At 44.4% G+C, this 13351-nt stretch carries 20 protein-coding genes; all 20 read right to left on the bottom strand.

Going from position 1 to position 13351, the window contains the following annotated elements; all coding sequences use genetic code 11:
- Positions 1 to 389 precede the first annotated feature (389 nt).
- Complete coding sequence (locus ACOTX2_RS24730) at positions 390 to 995, bottom strand: hypothetical protein (RefSeq protein ID WP_000137794.1); 606 nt, start codon at positions 993 to 995, stop codon at positions 390 to 392.
- Positions 996 to 1211: 216 nt separating this feature from the next.
- Positions 1212 to 1493, bottom strand: a complete 282-nt coding sequence (locus tag ACOTX2_RS24725) for a hypothetical protein (protein ID WP_000703842.1) — start codon at positions 1491 to 1493, stop codon at positions 1212 to 1214.
- 145 nt (positions 1494 to 1638) lie between these two features.
- Positions 1639 to 1815 (bottom strand): hypothetical protein, encoded by a 177-nt coding sequence (locus ACOTX2_RS24720; protein WP_000802040.1) that lies wholly within the window; start codon positions 1813 to 1815, stop codon positions 1639 to 1641.
- A gap of 53 nt (positions 1816 to 1868) precedes the next feature.
- Positions 1869 to 2180, bottom strand: coding sequence for a hypothetical protein (locus tag ACOTX2_RS24715; RefSeq protein ID WP_000633161.1), 312 nt, complete (start codon positions 2178 to 2180; stop codon positions 1869 to 1871).
- Between the two features lie 222 nt (positions 2181 to 2402).
- On the bottom strand, positions 2403 to 2603 hold the full coding sequence (locus ACOTX2_RS24710) for a hypothetical protein (RefSeq protein WP_000814953.1): 201 nt from the start codon (positions 2601 to 2603) through the stop codon (positions 2403 to 2405).
- Between the two features lie 39 nt (positions 2604 to 2642).
- Positions 2643 to 2867 (bottom strand): hypothetical protein, encoded by a 225-nt coding sequence (locus ACOTX2_RS24705; protein ID WP_000551490.1) that lies wholly within the window; start codon positions 2865 to 2867, stop codon positions 2643 to 2645.
- A gap of 54 nt (positions 2868 to 2921) precedes the next feature.
- A complete protein-coding gene (locus ACOTX2_RS24700) occupies positions 2922 to 3125 on the bottom strand; it encodes a hypothetical protein (RefSeq protein ID WP_000781547.1) in 204 nt (67 codons plus the stop codon).
- A gap of 552 nt (positions 3126 to 3677) precedes the next feature.
- Entirely contained in the window at positions 3678 to 4169 is a 492-nt protein-coding gene (locus ACOTX2_RS24695) for a DUF3085 domain-containing protein (RefSeq protein WP_001371932.1), read from the bottom strand.
- A gap of 4 nt (positions 4170 to 4173) precedes the next feature.
- Positions 4174 to 4485, bottom strand: coding sequence for a DUF957 domain-containing protein (locus ACOTX2_RS24690; RefSeq protein WP_001165367.1), 312 nt, complete (start codon positions 4483 to 4485; stop codon positions 4174 to 4176).
- Between the two features lie 516 nt (positions 4486 to 5001).
- Positions 5002 to 5322, bottom strand: a complete 321-nt coding sequence (locus ACOTX2_RS24685) for a hypothetical protein (RefSeq protein ID WP_000071366.1) — start codon at positions 5320 to 5322, stop codon at positions 5002 to 5004.
- A gap of 178 nt (positions 5323 to 5500) precedes the next feature.
- Positions 5501 to 5728, bottom strand: a complete 228-nt coding sequence (locus tag ACOTX2_RS24680) for a hypothetical protein (RefSeq protein WP_000336109.1) — start codon at positions 5726 to 5728, stop codon at positions 5501 to 5503.
- Between the two features lie 174 nt (positions 5729 to 5902).
- Positions 5903 to 6796 (bottom strand): hypothetical protein, encoded by an 894-nt coding sequence (locus tag ACOTX2_RS24675; protein WP_000252081.1) that lies wholly within the window; start codon positions 6794 to 6796, stop codon positions 5903 to 5905.
- Positions 6786 to 7898 carry a toxic anion resistance protein gene (locus tag ACOTX2_RS24670; RefSeq protein ID WP_032666269.1) on the bottom strand — a complete coding sequence of 371 codons (1113 nt, stop codon included), beginning with the start codon at positions 7896 to 7898 and terminating at the stop codon, positions 6786 to 6788. The genes ACOTX2_RS24675 and ACOTX2_RS24670 overlap by 11 nt, the downstream gene beginning before the upstream one ends.
- On the bottom strand, positions 7895 to 8704 hold the full coding sequence (locus tag ACOTX2_RS24665) for a toxic anion resistance protein (RefSeq protein WP_000368643.1): 810 nt from the start codon (positions 8702 to 8704) through the stop codon (positions 7895 to 7897). Before ACOTX2_RS24665 ends, ACOTX2_RS24670 begins: the two co-directional genes overlap by 4 nt.
- A 570-nt stretch (positions 8705 to 9274) precedes the next feature.
- The gene (locus tag ACOTX2_RS24660; RefSeq protein ID WP_001371923.1) at positions 9275 to 9886 is read right to left on the bottom strand and encodes a DUF6012 family protein; all 612 of its coding nucleotides are present in this window, start codon (positions 9884 to 9886) and stop codon (positions 9275 to 9277) included.
- Between the two features lie 110 nt (positions 9887 to 9996).
- Positions 9997 to 10530: an HNH endonuclease gene (locus ACOTX2_RS24655; protein WP_000241452.1), complete on the bottom strand. Its 534-nt coding sequence runs from the start codon at positions 10528 to 10530 to the stop codon at positions 9997 to 9999.
- Between the two features lie 54 nt (positions 10531 to 10584).
- Positions 10585 to 10779, bottom strand: a complete 195-nt coding sequence (locus ACOTX2_RS24650; RefSeq protein ID WP_000159617.1) for a hypothetical protein — start codon at positions 10777 to 10779, stop codon at positions 10585 to 10587.
- On the bottom strand, positions 10776 to 11087 hold the full coding sequence (locus tag ACOTX2_RS24645) for a hypothetical protein (RefSeq protein ID WP_000172888.1): 312 nt from the start codon (positions 11085 to 11087) through the stop codon (positions 10776 to 10778). The genes ACOTX2_RS24650 and ACOTX2_RS24645 overlap by 4 nt, the downstream gene beginning before the upstream one ends.
- A 62-nt stretch (positions 11088 to 11149) precedes the next feature.
- Positions 11150 to 11389 carry a hypothetical protein gene (locus tag ACOTX2_RS24640; RefSeq protein ID WP_001180999.1) on the bottom strand — a complete coding sequence of 80 codons (240 nt, stop codon included), beginning with the start codon at positions 11387 to 11389 and terminating at the stop codon, positions 11150 to 11152.
- Positions 11390 to 11638: 249 nt separating this feature from the next.
- Positions 11639 to 13051, bottom strand: a complete 1413-nt coding sequence (locus ACOTX2_RS24635) for a hypothetical protein (protein ID WP_022646499.1) — start codon at positions 13049 to 13051, stop codon at positions 11639 to 11641.
- Positions 13052 to 13351 lie beyond the last annotated feature (300 nt).

Below are 13351 nucleotides of genomic sequence, written 5' to 3'. Positions count from 1 at the left end.
GAAGTAGTGATTCACGACTTCAAGGCGCTTTTCGAAGGGGTATTTTGGCTTTGACATATCAGGGACTATTCCATTTCATCGTCCAACAAAATGGGTGCAGTACAGGTTAATTGAAAAATTACTCGGGGCTTTCTGCTTTTACCACAGTCAAACAGTGTTACCGCTGGCTGGGGCAAAAGCCTCCAGCACCAGCGTTATTATACCACCCTGCCCTGATCAGCCAAACACCCCGCCTACATAAATTACTGATTTTTCATTTATTTGACATGATTCACTTCCGGTTGTCGGCGAAAGTCATTTTATACTAAAGAAAAGGGTAACGGGCAGCTGCTGGGTCGGAACATACAGTGCAGTTCCTGCCCGTTTAATTTCCGGATGCAATGGTAGGATCAGGAGGCACTGCTTCCGTTGATTAGGGAAATCTTATGTGCCTGAATACGGCTGTATTCGAGATGGGATGCAATATTACAGATGCGCTCCAGTCGATCATGCAGCCTCGTGTAGGTCAGTCGATGAATACCGGACATTTCATCAAGTAGCCAGCGCTTGATGTAAGGGTTACAGGAAAGCCGGGCAAGATCGTCGTCATCCACTTCGTCAAAGAACCAGTACTGCTCCATCGGGACTACCTGAAATATCCACGGCCGGGGATAGTCCCCTGTGACAACCAAAAACCATGCAAGAAAGCATAGACACAGCTCAACGACCATAAGCATCGAAAATTGCGAATAACTTAGACCGGGCACATAGGGTGAACTATCCGCAACATACCCCCTGAGCAATTCCGCCACAAGGTAGCCCAATAGCGTCAAGGCCAGCATCAGGGTCAGGATTAATCCCCCATTAAACGCTACCGAAGCCTTTTGAACCCGATCAGGTGCTGTCCGGCTGCGATAGTTGGTCACTACTCTTTCTACAAGTGCCCTTATGGCAGCCTGTTCTTTACTGACATCAGCTCCGGAAAAACCGGACGGGCTTTTATTTAATTCAGTCATACCCCACTCCTGTTATGTGCTCTACTTAACAAACACGTAGATCATACAGAGCTCACGGACGCACTCCTGCCAGATAAAGGAGGGAATTTGGCTGTAAGACGGTTAGCCAACAGTTCAGGTTATGCGTGGGATCCGCCCAGTCAGAAAGGATTCCGTTAATAACAGGCAAGGTTAAAGGCAGATGGACGGTGAAATTGTGGGTGCTAAAAGGGGGTATTACTCTTTTTCCTGCATAGCGGTTTTTTCAGCCCGGGTGGCCAGACGAACATTTCCGAAAGGCTCACGGACAAGCAGTGGCTTCTCCTTCTTCCAGCCCCTGATAGCCGTTTCTCCAAACCGACGTGGTGCATTGCCGTTCCAGCGAGCAATCACATGGTTATCATGAATTTCAATAATGACAACGGGGTGGACAATGACCGTTGAAATGGTGGTATTTCCCATTTTGGTACGGGTTACAGACCAAACCTGCATCCCGGATTCCAGCTGGCTGATTTTCATATTATATCCTTAAGCCATCACGAACTGCGCCACAAACAATTAATGTGGCGCAATTTACCATAAACAATAAACATCAGATACCCGTGAAAAGATTTCCCTTTATTTTAAAATTCTTCTGGAGAAAAAATGATATTTCCAGAAGAGGTCAGCGAAATTCAGAAACGGCCATCACAATGGTGCTGCGCTGACGCTGGCGTTCTGCCTTGCGCTGCCTGCGGCGATAGATCTGTTTTGCGCTGACGTAAGGGCAGTCCTCACGGGTATACCAGCAGCAGCCGCAAGGTTCGGGCCGGGGTTTTCCGGCAAGTCCAAATGGTTTCATCAAGTCACCTTTTTAATGTTTTTAATGGAAAGATACTTACCTAACCCATTGTTTTATAGGAAATAACGTTGTTGCATAAACAGATACAGATAACCCTCAGGAGAAAACATGCAAAGGTTATCAGTGATAACCGCGTCCAGATACCGAGTGTCAGTCTGTAAACGTTTTATCACCAGAAAATGTGCTGCCGCAGCCTTAATGCCAGAACTACCGTTTACAACATTATGTATACCCGCTTTGAATAACGAACGAGCATGAATTACCTTTTCCCGGGCCGCTTCGATCTCAGCATTAATAACGCATTGCCGCGCCTGGATGACTGCCTCTCCGGTTAAATCGCGGAAATTCATTAGAGATGTGATCATGATTGACTCTCCAGATTATGTGGAATCATTATAACAACTGGCACCACGCCACAAATAACCTGAGATAAATTCTTTGAAATATTCCTATATATAAGGAATTACAGTCGGAAAAGAAACAATGAAATAGCGCCGACCGCTTAAAATCGATAAATTAAAATGGACGGCACTGGAATGAAAAACTGAAAGTAGTAAGACCGTAATTATCCTTCACGGATGTAAGCTTTAAAAGAGGAGTACTGGCAAAGCTTTGCCAAGTACTTCGGCGGTTGTGTCTACGATTTTACGGATGTCATCGATCTGCGAAGGCTTATTCAACACCACCGTAAAAAGCTCTCCTTCGTTATCAGCCTGCTCGCAGTTTCCGTATCGGCTCCCGTCGTACAGCTGCACAATACGTGACATAGAAGACTTTGTTTGTTTCATGGCTTTGCACCTGCTTTTAGGCAGTTTGGTTACTGGTTATCAGAAGCTGGTTTCATGCGCTTCCGGCTGGGACACGAACTGGTATTTGACGCCGCCAGGCACACCTACTGCTTCGGCAATAGAGTCGCAAAGCCGCGATAAATCATTTAGTGTCATCGGATATTCAATATCTACTGAATATAAAGCACCTGCATTTTCAGCATCTTCGATGTTTTTATACTGGGCACTAAATATAGCAATGGTCTGAATTTCGTGGTTATGCATGAACCGGTCCTTATTAAATTATAAAAGCCACCCGAGAGTGGCCTGAGTGGAAACTTAAATCTGTGAAGTATATTTGAGAGATTTTTTGCGATCCAGATGCCGGGCAACAATGGTTCCGATAACAAGTAGCGTGATGACCGCACTGAAGAAGGTGCTGTCAGGGACGCCCTGGAAAAAATCACTGAAACTGTAAACAATAAAAATCAATGCGCAAAAATAGAAAACGATACGAACATAAGGGGTAAAAAACATTTTCATCGGTTGCCTTCCATTCAGGGAGAATTCTCAGTAATTACATCACACCTGAAGAGAAACTATTTTCGTATAAATGAGCATTTTCGACATATCAGAGGGGGGTTTTACTCATAAATGAGGTAGTAAGGGTCACACTTGAGATGAAAGTTACTTTCCTGGCTGCGAACGAACTATCTCAAATGTTAGAGGTGTGCGTTCGCCTTAAGAGCTTCATGCCCTGAGGAGCTCAACTTGAGCCGATAGTATAAACCTGGCTCCAGATGCCTTACTGGCTGGCATAACTCCACGAGGCCCAGCCGGAACAGGACCGGAGAGCTCCTGCACGTCACATCATCAGGATTCCCCATAAACGTACGCCGTTCTCTGGCCCGTCTGAAATTGCCAGAGATATCATAGATCGTGCCGGATGCCATCCGTCTTAACACGTAAATCTGCGCCCTTGTAAGCTTCTGGGCGGAACTGCTTAAACCTGACATACCTTCCCGGCCTTATATAAAACAATCCGCCAGCAGCTCGACTGGCGGACAATGTTTGACTGGAAACAGCAAGGACATACTATTTGCTGACAAGTTTGATATTGGTTTCACTCATTCGAAGTCGAAACTCCTGAAAACCCTGCTCTACCGCTAACTCCAGCCACTCAACGGGAATGGTATAGCTACAATCAGACCCACCCAAAGCGGCATCACAAGCGTAATCCCAGTCCTCATCCAGTTTTGGATTCATCCCCTGGGCGTAAGCCACAGTATCGCGGGATGCGGGAGAGCCCTCAAGCTCAGCATTAGTGATCAGGTATACACCATGACTGTGCGCGAGAAGCACTTTTGGCACCAGATGTGTGCTGGCAATTTTTGAGGATGAGGGAAAGAAAACCCTACCAGCTTTACGCGCCTCTTCTTCAGTCTGTCCCTCAGCGTTAAGGAGGGCTCCCCCCGGATAGCATGCCGGGTCATAGATCTGATCTGGGGTGACCGAAAACGTTTTTGCGGTGCGAATTTCTTCGATCAGTTTATTGATATCTGCCATTTCAAATACGAGAGTGGTCACAGGCTTACTCTCCCTCTTCAGTGGACAACATCAGATACTTTGTTGCCAGCAGAAGCTCTCCCACATCCTTGAGGGACAATTCAGCTTTGCCTTCTACGGCAAGCTGCAAGCGCTGTCGAATTGCATGAACAGAATCTGAAGATAAAGATGCCATTTTGCGCAAAACGGCATTAGCCTTTTCTACAGCAGGATACAGAATTTCTGAGTTGGTATTATCTTCGTCATTATCAAAGATAATTTCAGAATCCATATTGATGTTATCTTCAAGCCAGCTTGAAAGCACTTCAAGTAATGACATCACCTTTTCAATTTGCATATCGCCTCCTCTGTTAACATGAAACAAATATAACAAAGTGGCTTACCCGGCTAATAACCTGAGCAGAAAGTTTTCGAACTTAGTTTGAAAACAAGTTTTCTGCTCAGGTTAATGTTAAAGTCGCTGGGTAAAAGATAAAAGGCACTGAAGATGATTTAAGCATCAAACAGACTAAATAGGATTCCGTCTTTTATAACGCTTTTAAAATAGAATGAATGAAATATAAATTTTGCGTTTAAGAATGAACGCTGTAGAGGATGATTTATCCTGTGATATGCAGTTTGTGGCCTTTAAAAAGGCTTTATTATGGACTTGAATTGCAAAGAGAGCACCGACATTTTTCTGGGGGCTCCCGCAGAGAAAAAGCTGTGAGGTTATGAAGACGTATAGGAGGTATTCGGCGAAATACTGTATGGCCACAGGAGAGCTTCAGCACCCATATCCTGCCGCCTCGCTCGCCTGTGGTGATTTCAATATGTTCTACGTCATACCACGTAGTTGTATTTCTCACTTTGTTTATGCTTCCTGACACCGCGTGAACGCAATCTTCGTCTGGATGCGTTCATAGATGGAAAACTGCCTTTCAATGGAATCGGCATTAGACAGTAATTCATGAAGCTCAGCAGAATCTGTATCAGGAACGATAGCGACAGAAACTCCATATTTACGCCCAGTTCTGATCAGGTGCGCAAGTTTTTCCTTCTCTGATTCTGTGAGCATTGCCAGATCCCTTCCGGATACCTGCTCGATAAATGGACCAAGGTTTTTCGGAAAAAAGGGTTCGGCATCAGAATTATGTACCGGGAGCGTTTGCGGCTTATCGAAGCTATTGGACATGAAAAGAACCTTTATAGTTAGAGAGGTGGAGACTGAATGCGTAGCCCATTAAAATTAGTAGTGCCACACTCGAATGCTAATCATACTTTATGATGGCTATGGTAGGAATGGCCGTCAACTTAAACCGCCAGAAGCGAGCCATTCACCGTTAAAGTAACTTTCCCGTATGATGTTCTTTTTATGGAATGAGTTGTTCACACTCCTCTTTAAGAGCCGCCCTGGAACGAGATCGACAGACTTTGCTTAATGAAGAGCGTAATTGATGTTCATCAACCCCATCAGCGACAAACTGACCAATTTTCTTTTCAAGACGCTGCATTGCCTCATAAAGCTTGGCATCAGTATTATTTTTAAGAAACCTCAGTATATAATCAGCAATAATTTGAACAGGAGTAAAGTTACACATCATGTATCCTTAATAAGTTGTGTAAAAATAAAACCATAAAAAACATAATCAGAAGTAGATTATTATACTTGAGTAAGCTTTTCAGCTAACAAGCTGGAGAAGCAGATTCCGGTAAATTACTACATATTTGATAAAAGTTACTGAATAAAAAAGCCCAGCGTACCGGGCTTTCATTCAATTTGATTCTAAGAATCTGACTCGCCGCCTGATTTTTATACCAAGAAGAGCGAACAAAACGCCAACGAATGCGACGGGACTACCTACTTTAAGACAATTAACCGACGCTTTTGAAAAGGTATGTGATTTAGACATACGTTTTTGCTCATAACGAATCGCAAGTGGTGAGACGGATTTATCTAAAGCTGTCTTTTCCAATGCATAACGAACTTTCACGGGAATATTTGACTGTAATACACCAGACATATACGCCCTAACAACATTCTGTGTTAACTTCACATCTGGCTTGCCGAGTTTTATATGTAGTTGCGCCTTTAAATAGTTTACAGATACCTCTTCGCCTGAGGGCCAATTACTATCATTTAAATATGCGACAAGTTTATCGTATTTTTCATGTTTTACATATTTCTTGATAACCTTTACAGTCGAAGCTGAAGTGGCATCAGTCTCTTCCGAACCTAAAGCAGATGTAAAAACTGACAAGCCGATAAGAAAAGCGCCAGCAATTAGAAGCATCGGGAATATCTCACCTATTTCCTCCCCCTTTAAAATTTTAAAGGCAGTTGAAGAAACTACTAATAGCCCCATAATCCCTAATAGCAACTTAGAATATGTAGTTAGGAAGCCTCCAAATGCATCGCCAAAATCCGAAACCACTAACTTATCTTCACCTTCAGATGAATTGAAGAATGACAAGGGCACATCAATATCAAAGTCCAGAACTGAAGGTGAGAGGTGTAATGACAGCAACCACAAGCAAAGACCAAAAATCATTATCAGCAGGCCCGCACCAAATATCGCGAAACCTGAATTTCTAATCTTTATAGACCGGTGAAAAAGAAATGACAGTTCACGGGAAAAATCGTCACTACTCTTAAGGTTACGCACCATGATCTACCCCTTTTTGTGTCAGTCGGGTGCGCAAATTCTCACGCATGGCAAGAACCTGTTTTTCTGTTTCCCTGAGCTTAATAGCCCCTTCTCTCTGGATTTTAACAACATCGCCAACCGTCTGGATAAGCGTATCCTGCACCTCTTTAAGGGTGCTTATATCAATAACCAGCCGTTGGTTTGCTTTCATAGTTTCTACTGCATTGCGATGCAGTAATTTTGCATTACTACGGAGTAACTCATTGTTGGCATTATCGATATCATTGGCAAGATTTACAGCGTTACGCTGTCCATTTAGAGAAATGGCTAACAGAAACTGACGCTTGAAATTAGGGACAGTAACCTCTTTGACGCTATGAAACTTGTCGATAAGACTTTGGTTATTTGCCTGTATAATCCGTACCATTGGCAATACTTGCATAGCAGACTGCTGAGAAACAACTAAATCGCCAATACGTTTTTCTAAATTAGCAATTAGCGTATCCAGATCAGATACTTCCTGGAACTTAGCAGGATTGTTACCAACATTAGCTCTGAGATTTTCTGCTTTTAATTGTAATTCTCCCAGCCTTAATTTACCGGCAGCAATATGTACACCTGTTAAGTGGTGTTCTTTAACGACTTCATCAAACATTTGCTGGAGCGAAATATTATTAGAACCGAGGCTATTCTGTGTAACTGAAACCTCTGAAACCAGAGCATCGATTTGTTCACGAGTTGATTCAAACTGTGCGGCGAAATTCTTCCCACGGGTGCGGATTTTATCCAACAAAGGGCCAATAACTGGCAGATTTGAACGACTTTCAGTTAAGTTCGAGATGTTTACATTTCTTGCAAGGTTGATAATTTCAGTTAATTTGCTCCCGGCTTCGTCTAAATCTTTATTGCGAATTTGCTCAAGCAGGCTATCCGCATAATTAGCAGTGTTTTCCCCCATTGCCCGGCCAAAACGATAAACTGTTCCTGGATCATCGGCATTAATGCATTCCGCGACGGCTTTAATCTCTTGTTCATCTTGCTCATTCAGCCCGAACTTTTCCAGTTCAGCGGAAGTCAAAGTAAAAGCAACAACCTCAGTTCTGGTGGTCAAATTATTAATCATTTTTGGAATCCCTCTAAATTTTGTCGCAGGCTTTTTAGAAGAGCCTCGTGGGCCTGATTAGCTTTTCTAACAATCGTAGGGTCAGTGTTATTTACTGATAACAGCGAAAGTGTGTGTTGCCGCCATACTGGAACCAGGACTTTTATAGTTTCGTTAAAGCGGTCAGCAATATCTATACAAGTCCCGCGAGTGATTTCCATCTGCATGGCGGCCATTTCATGAGACGCAAGCAGTGTTGCCAGGTTAGCTAAACGTCTGGCAAATCTTTCCCTCGGTTTATCGAAGACAAGGCTTAGATCGTCACTATTTTTTTCTTCGGTAGAATCCCTAAGGAACTCATGGCCTGCCTGGATAAAAATTTTAAGGCGTTTGATTTCTGACACATATGTTTCAAGCAGCTCTTCTAAAGCCAGTAGCGTCTCATTCACATGTGTCAGATATCCGTTCCCCTCATTAATAAGATTTTCCACCTTCTCACGTGCGTGTTGGTAACGAACGCGCTTTTCAAGGTGTTTGCCCGTAAAGCGGGAAAACCAGGATGGATTGCTACTGATAGAACGTGGATCTGCCTCCGCTAAGGCACTTACGATACGGTTCAAGGCTCCTGATAAAGCGGTAACTGCGTCTTTCTCCAGAAGATTTGAATACTTATCCATAGCCTTCGAAGATAAAGCCGAGTCGCCGTAATGGCTTATTGCCCCAGCATTAAGCAGAAGACCGGGTATAAATTCTTCTTTGAGTTCTGCTATCGATATGTTGCTGCTGTCAGTTGAAACGTTCATTTTTGCCTCAAAATGGTTATCCATGACAGCCTATCATTTACCGTTCTGCTGATTTTTCGGTTAAAGCGCCAAAACCTGGGTTTATCCGTTTTCGAGGCAAAAAAATAGAATCTGATCCTCACGTAACCCTTTGCCATTCTGATTAAAGGAGAAGTCCCCTACTGTCTGTGCACTGAATTCAGCACTGGATGAAGTTAGGACATGAAGTGCACATAGATCCCCTGCTTGACCTACCAATCACCGCCTTCAATGTTTAGATCTGGTGACCTTACAGCGACCATTTCTCTAACCGGATGGTCATTGTTGTCGTGGCTGCTCCCCAACAGCAGGCTTACCGTTCCGCTGGCAGAGTAATACATCGCGTCAGGAAAGTGCTCCCTGACCTCCTAAAGCAATTTGTTCATGCTGTTAGTTAAACGATAAAAGCGTCGGGCTGCGTTCGGCATAGCTTCTTCCAGGAGGTCAGAAGCATCAATCTCACGGCCGTTTATAACGCGGAGAATATCTTGCTCATCCATAGGTTACTCCCAGGCAATAAATCAAAGTGGCCAGGCAAAAGGAGACTCGCCTGGCATCAAAAAGAATAAAAGGTCGTTACGAACTGATAATGATGGCCTGGTCAGTTTGAGGAAGTCGGTTTCCTCTGATGAATGCTGGATGGCTTAAACGAGCAGATGACATGGTCATCGCCAGAAATGTCTCTTCACGCGAACGCAGCAATTCCCCCCATGAATAGGTTTCCCATACGTCGTGGGAAAGATCGGATTCCTTTATGTACCTTGACTGCATTGTTGGTTCAAAATCGACGGGAGCTAGACTGTCATAGGATGGATGTACACGGTACCCCAATTCTTCCTCCCTCTGATGGTATGCATGTGCCAAAAGGACATCATGGGAGACCAAGTCATAGTCTTTGTCCTGAACGAGCGTTTTTACGGTATGACTAATTTTTCCAAAGCCTTCAATTTCCCAGATTGTTATCATTGTGAACTCAGTTAAAGTCCGTGGGCTTTTTACCAGAAAGCCATTTAATGCACGTCGCCCCTTCAACATGACAACGTGGTAGGACTTGTTGGGATAAGGTTTCATTGCCACCAGCGAATCAGCTTTAAGCTCAAGTGACAATTCAGGTACAGAAACTGACACGAGAGTACACTTGTTTTTCATATGGTGAAGAATACGGGGCACAAGATGCAGATACATCATTTTCTCCTTTGAAGGATATACCAGGCAGCTCCTCAGCAGCATCAAAATATTTAAATCACTCTTTAATTAGTAAACCACTGCTGATTAACTTCTTTTATGTTTCACAGAAATTATTCGTTTTGTTTCTGTTCGTTATACTGCTCAAACCAGAAGACGACCGGTTTTTCTACAATATGAAGCAACCCAAAACGTTCTGCGGTACGGAAATTCACGCTATATGCGCGAGCCCGTTCAACCTGTTTGGTAATTTCTTTTCTCATTCCTTCAACACTAAAAGCTCCTTTAAAAAGGTTGCAGGGGGCGCATGATGGAAATAAGTTTTCTATAGCATGCAGTTCAGGGTGCATAACCTTACCCGTACTTCGGGCAACATGAGTTACGCCGCTGCCGACAGGGGCTCTCACCAGTTCAAAGTCGCGTCGAACAGGCTCAACATGATCGGCATGCCACCCTTTTTCAGGAAGCTTGCAACCACAATAGGCACAACGCCCCCCAAATTTCATTCGCAGCTCAGCTCGCTGTATTTTAGAGATCTTATTTTTAGGTTTTGAGAACCTACCATCAGGTGATTCAGCTTTGGATAACTTTGCTGAGGGCTCAGGTAATTCAACTAAATTCCCGTTGATATTTATCACCTTGACCATATCATTTTCCGCCTTTACTAAGCTCACGGGCACAGGAACTGGCTTAAGTAACCGCTAAAGATAACAGCCACTGACTGCATCTACCCAGACCTTCTGTTTATACTCAATAGGCCACCCCTCTTTATCTGCCCGGATGACGCAATCATTTACCGTGGTGCGTGACCGGATACGAACATCAAGCGGAAGCGAATCGTTATCCACACGAGCCTGTGCCTCATTTAAAATGCGTAAAAACATCTCTTTGGTCATTCAGATACCCCCTCAACTTTGCGAATTTTGATCAGATGAGGGCGACTCAGTTTACAAAGTTGTTCTGTCGCTTCATCAATCGAATTGAACCGATGAGCCTCTTCGATATTTAAAGTCCAGTATTTCGCTTTCCCTTCTCCCAGATCGGACTCAAAATAATTTCGCTTTACATCCATTTTTTTAGGCCTGCCATTTATCTTGACGACATTATGTCTGTCATCAAAAAGAAATTCGTCCCCCTCAAAAGTGATTAATACAAATGGCCCCTCAGGCTTGGAAGTCCGGGAACTTTCCATTTTCAAAGTCATACTTCAGCCTCTCGATAGAACTCATGAAACGTCAAATTAAAATGGACTCACACCACACTGATTCAGTATTCCTCCTGAACCCCATTAGGCTCTGTTGTGATTTCATATTTAATTCCGCCAGGTGCTCCCACAGCGTCCGCGACCGACTCACACAGCAGCGAGAGATCGTTGAGGGTCATTGGGTGTTCAATGTCCAGCGTGAAGAGTTTCCCGGCTTGCTTGGCGGCTGTCTTGTCAGCATGTTCGGCATTAAAAAGGTATACGGTGTGTTTTTCCTGAGCGGGTGTATTTTGATTTTGCATTGATGATCCTTTTGTTTAGTTCCCCGATTCCGGGGGTGAGTGAATTAATTTAAATTTATATTCGTCTGGTTTAATTAGAACGTTTCCACGCTATGCGTAAACAGGTAATGCAAGGGCTGTATCAACAGGATTAAAGTTACTTTTCTGGATGCAGCAACGCTTGGACATGATGTCCACATTACATCACGATCAAAGCTAAGTTTTTTTTGTATAACCCCTCCATTTTCGTGTGTTTCGCGTTTCAGACGCTTATACGACCTGCTTGACCATCCTCATCAGAAGGCGGTTTAACAGTCCTTTCGCTGTCGGGCGATTGCTATCGACATAGTAAAAACCTGTTTTGGTCGTACCGTGAGCACTGCTCAGCACCCTCAGTTCCCAGATAACGTCACGGATAACGCCGCCATTTTCTGGCTTAAGGCATTCAGATAAATGGCGCATGAAACGAGCTCTTACGGCACGGTAATAGCGGAACTCCTCTGGCTGGTTAGTATTTTCTTTCACCCGGAGTCGCTGGTTACACAGAGTTAGAACTGCATCCATCATTCCCGCCTTCAGCTTCGCCTGGATCGCACCTTGTTGCTGTTCCCTCTCACCTTCGAGTAACGTTAAAATTCTTTCTCCGAGTGCCGTCTTGTTGTGTACGTGCAACTGAACACAGGCAGCTACGCATGCCCAGAATCTGAACTTTTTTATCTGTCCACGCAATTTCCGGGCTACAACCTGACGGTATGCAGAATCACTGAGTATTTTAAAACGCCGACTGGCAACCAGCTCTGGAAGCGACACTCTGTCGCCTATCCCCAGGCGGGAAAAGGTTTGTCCCCGCTGTGCGAGACGATGATAGACAGCGCCCTTGCCTTTTGAAATTCGGACCGCGCCATAACGAAGAAGATACTGAGCAGCAGTCGTTGGAGTAAACTCACCGTCAGCGATGCGCTGGCGTAACCCGTCGTATTCATGCCAGATAATCCAGGACGCCGTATCTTCTTCAACAGTCAGCTCATCCTCTTCCTCGAATGCCACGACGACAGAACTGCTCTCTCCGGTCTTTAGGCTACGTGAAGCCCTGGGGTCAGCCTGCCCGTCAAAATAGGTCATCAGCGGCAACGTATCAGTCAGTCCATCATAAGCTGTACCGAACCGGCCTCCGGGCAGTTTCATCCAGAGTGGAGCTGGCATTGGTGTACGGGGCACAGGCTGCATGTCAGGCTCATCCTCAAGAAGGTCCAGATCGGCCTCTTCCCAGACCCTGCGATAGATCTCAATTGCCCGAAACGGGCGAGGGTTGAAACAGTGCAACGACCAGAGGAAATCAACGTGGATCACGTTTGCTTCCTGTACAAGCCGAAATTGTGGCTCAGCCATACGACGGTTATAAGCCGTATCGTCAACCTCGCCGGAAAGTAGCTTTCTGCGATGCTCTGCCGCACGTCTTGCTTCAACATAATCAAGGCTGCAACAGGCATGAAAAAGACGTTCAGTCAGGGACGAAGAAAAGATATTGGGTTGAAGACGCACATATCCGCCTTCGAACACTTTACGACCGATATAATCCCGCAGGCTCCAGTCGTACTGGATCTTAGAAAGAAATCGCTGAAGACGACTCAGGCCAGCCTGATAACCGTATTTCTCCGGGTCAGTTCGAAGGAGCGTTTCCATTGAATGGTCAACCCCTACTGCTGTGCAAAATGAGCACCCTATAATTCTGATCATTTAGAAATTTTTTTGCGTTTAAAATCAATGAATTGAAAGATTTCATTTTTCTAAGTCTGATAAAACAGATGAAAACCCAACTGACTATACTCATAAAACTCAATCTTTGCGCTGCTGTACGATACCAGTAATTACAGGTGCCGAGTTTAACATCATGAAAAGTAGCCCAATAATGAATGACGCAACGCCAGCTGCGGTGCCTAACTTCTGACTGAACACCATTGAAACAAAGTACATATTTGGGAT

The sequence above is a fragment of the Enterobacter cloacae complex sp. IR5412 genome (assembly GCF_049237385.1).
Classification (GTDB): Bacteria; Pseudomonadota; Gammaproteobacteria; order Enterobacterales; family Enterobacteriaceae; genus Enterobacter; species Enterobacter intestinihominis.
The sequence above is the reverse complement of the archived record's forward strand: the minus strand, read 5'-3'. Positions and strand labels throughout refer to the sequence as shown.

What these genes read in the sequence shown, in the direction of transcription:
- ACOTX2_RS24640 (WP_001180999.1), bottom strand. Translation starts at nt 11,389, where the DNA reads ATGCAAAATCAAAATACACCCGCTCAGGAAAAACACACCGTATACCTT.
- ACOTX2_RS24685 (WP_000071366.1), bottom strand. Translation starts at nt 5,322, where the DNA reads ATGTCCAATAGCTTCGATAAGCCGCAAACGCTCCCGGTACATAATTCT.
- ACOTX2_RS24665 (WP_000368643.1), bottom strand. Translation starts at nt 8,704, where the DNA reads ATGGATAACCATTTTGAGGCAAAAATGAACGTTTCAACTGACAGCAGC.
- ACOTX2_RS24660 (WP_001371923.1), bottom strand. Translation starts at nt 9,886, where the DNA reads ATGATGTATCTGCATCTTGTGCCCCGTATTCTTCACCATATGAAAAAC.
- ACOTX2_RS24715 (WP_000633161.1), bottom strand. Translation starts at nt 2,180, where the DNA reads ATGATCACATCTCTAATGAATTTCCGCGATTTAACCGGAGAGGCAGTC.
- ACOTX2_RS24720 (WP_000802040.1), bottom strand. Translation starts at nt 1,815, where the DNA reads ATGAAACCATTTGGACTTGCCGGAAAACCCCGGCCCGAACCTTGCGGC.
- ACOTX2_RS24730 (WP_000137794.1), bottom strand. Translation starts at nt 995, where the DNA reads ATGACTGAATTAAATAAAAGCCCGTCCGGTTTTTCCGGAGCTGATGTC.
- ACOTX2_RS24680 (WP_000336109.1), bottom strand. Translation starts at nt 5,728, where the DNA reads ATGTGTAACTTTACTCCTGTTCAAATTATTGCTGATTATATACTGAGG.
- ACOTX2_RS24710 (WP_000814953.1), bottom strand. Translation starts at nt 2,603, where the DNA reads ATGAAACAAACAAAGTCTTCTATGTCACGTATTGTGCAGCTGTACGAC.
- ACOTX2_RS24725 (WP_000703842.1), bottom strand. Translation starts at nt 1,493, where the DNA reads ATGAAAATCAGCCAGCTGGAATCCGGGATGCAGGTTTGGTCTGTAACC.
- ACOTX2_RS24705 (WP_000551490.1), bottom strand. Translation starts at nt 2,867, where the DNA reads ATGCATAACCACGAAATTCAGACCATTGCTATATTTAGTGCCCAGTAT.
- ACOTX2_RS24650 (WP_000159617.1), bottom strand. Translation starts at nt 10,779, where the DNA reads ATGACCAAAGAGATGTTTTTACGCATTTTAAATGAGGCACAGGCTCGT.
- ACOTX2_RS24670 (WP_032666269.1), bottom strand. Translation starts at nt 7,898, where the DNA reads ATGATTAATAATTTGACCACCAGAACTGAGGTTGTTGCTTTTACTTTG.
- ACOTX2_RS24675 (WP_000252081.1), bottom strand. Translation starts at nt 6,796, where the DNA reads ATGGTGCGTAACCTTAAGAGTAGTGACGATTTTTCCCGTGAACTGTCA.
- ACOTX2_RS24635 (WP_022646499.1), bottom strand. Translation starts at nt 13,051, where the DNA reads ATGGAAACGCTCCTTCGAACTGACCCGGAGAAATACGGTTATCAGGCT.
- ACOTX2_RS24655 (WP_000241452.1), bottom strand. Translation starts at nt 10,530, where the DNA reads ATGGTCAAGGTGATAAATATCAACGGGAATTTAGTTGAATTACCTGAG.
- ACOTX2_RS24645 (WP_000172888.1), bottom strand. Translation starts at nt 11,087, where the DNA reads ATGACTTTGAAAATGGAAAGTTCCCGGACTTCCAAGCCTGAGGGGCCA.
- ACOTX2_RS24690 (WP_001165367.1), bottom strand. Translation starts at nt 4,485, where the DNA reads ATGCAAATTGAAAAGGTGATGTCATTACTTGAAGTGCTTTCAAGCTGG.
- ACOTX2_RS24700 (WP_000781547.1), bottom strand. Translation starts at nt 3,125, where the DNA reads ATGAAAATGTTTTTTACCCCTTATGTTCGTATCGTTTTCTATTTTTGC.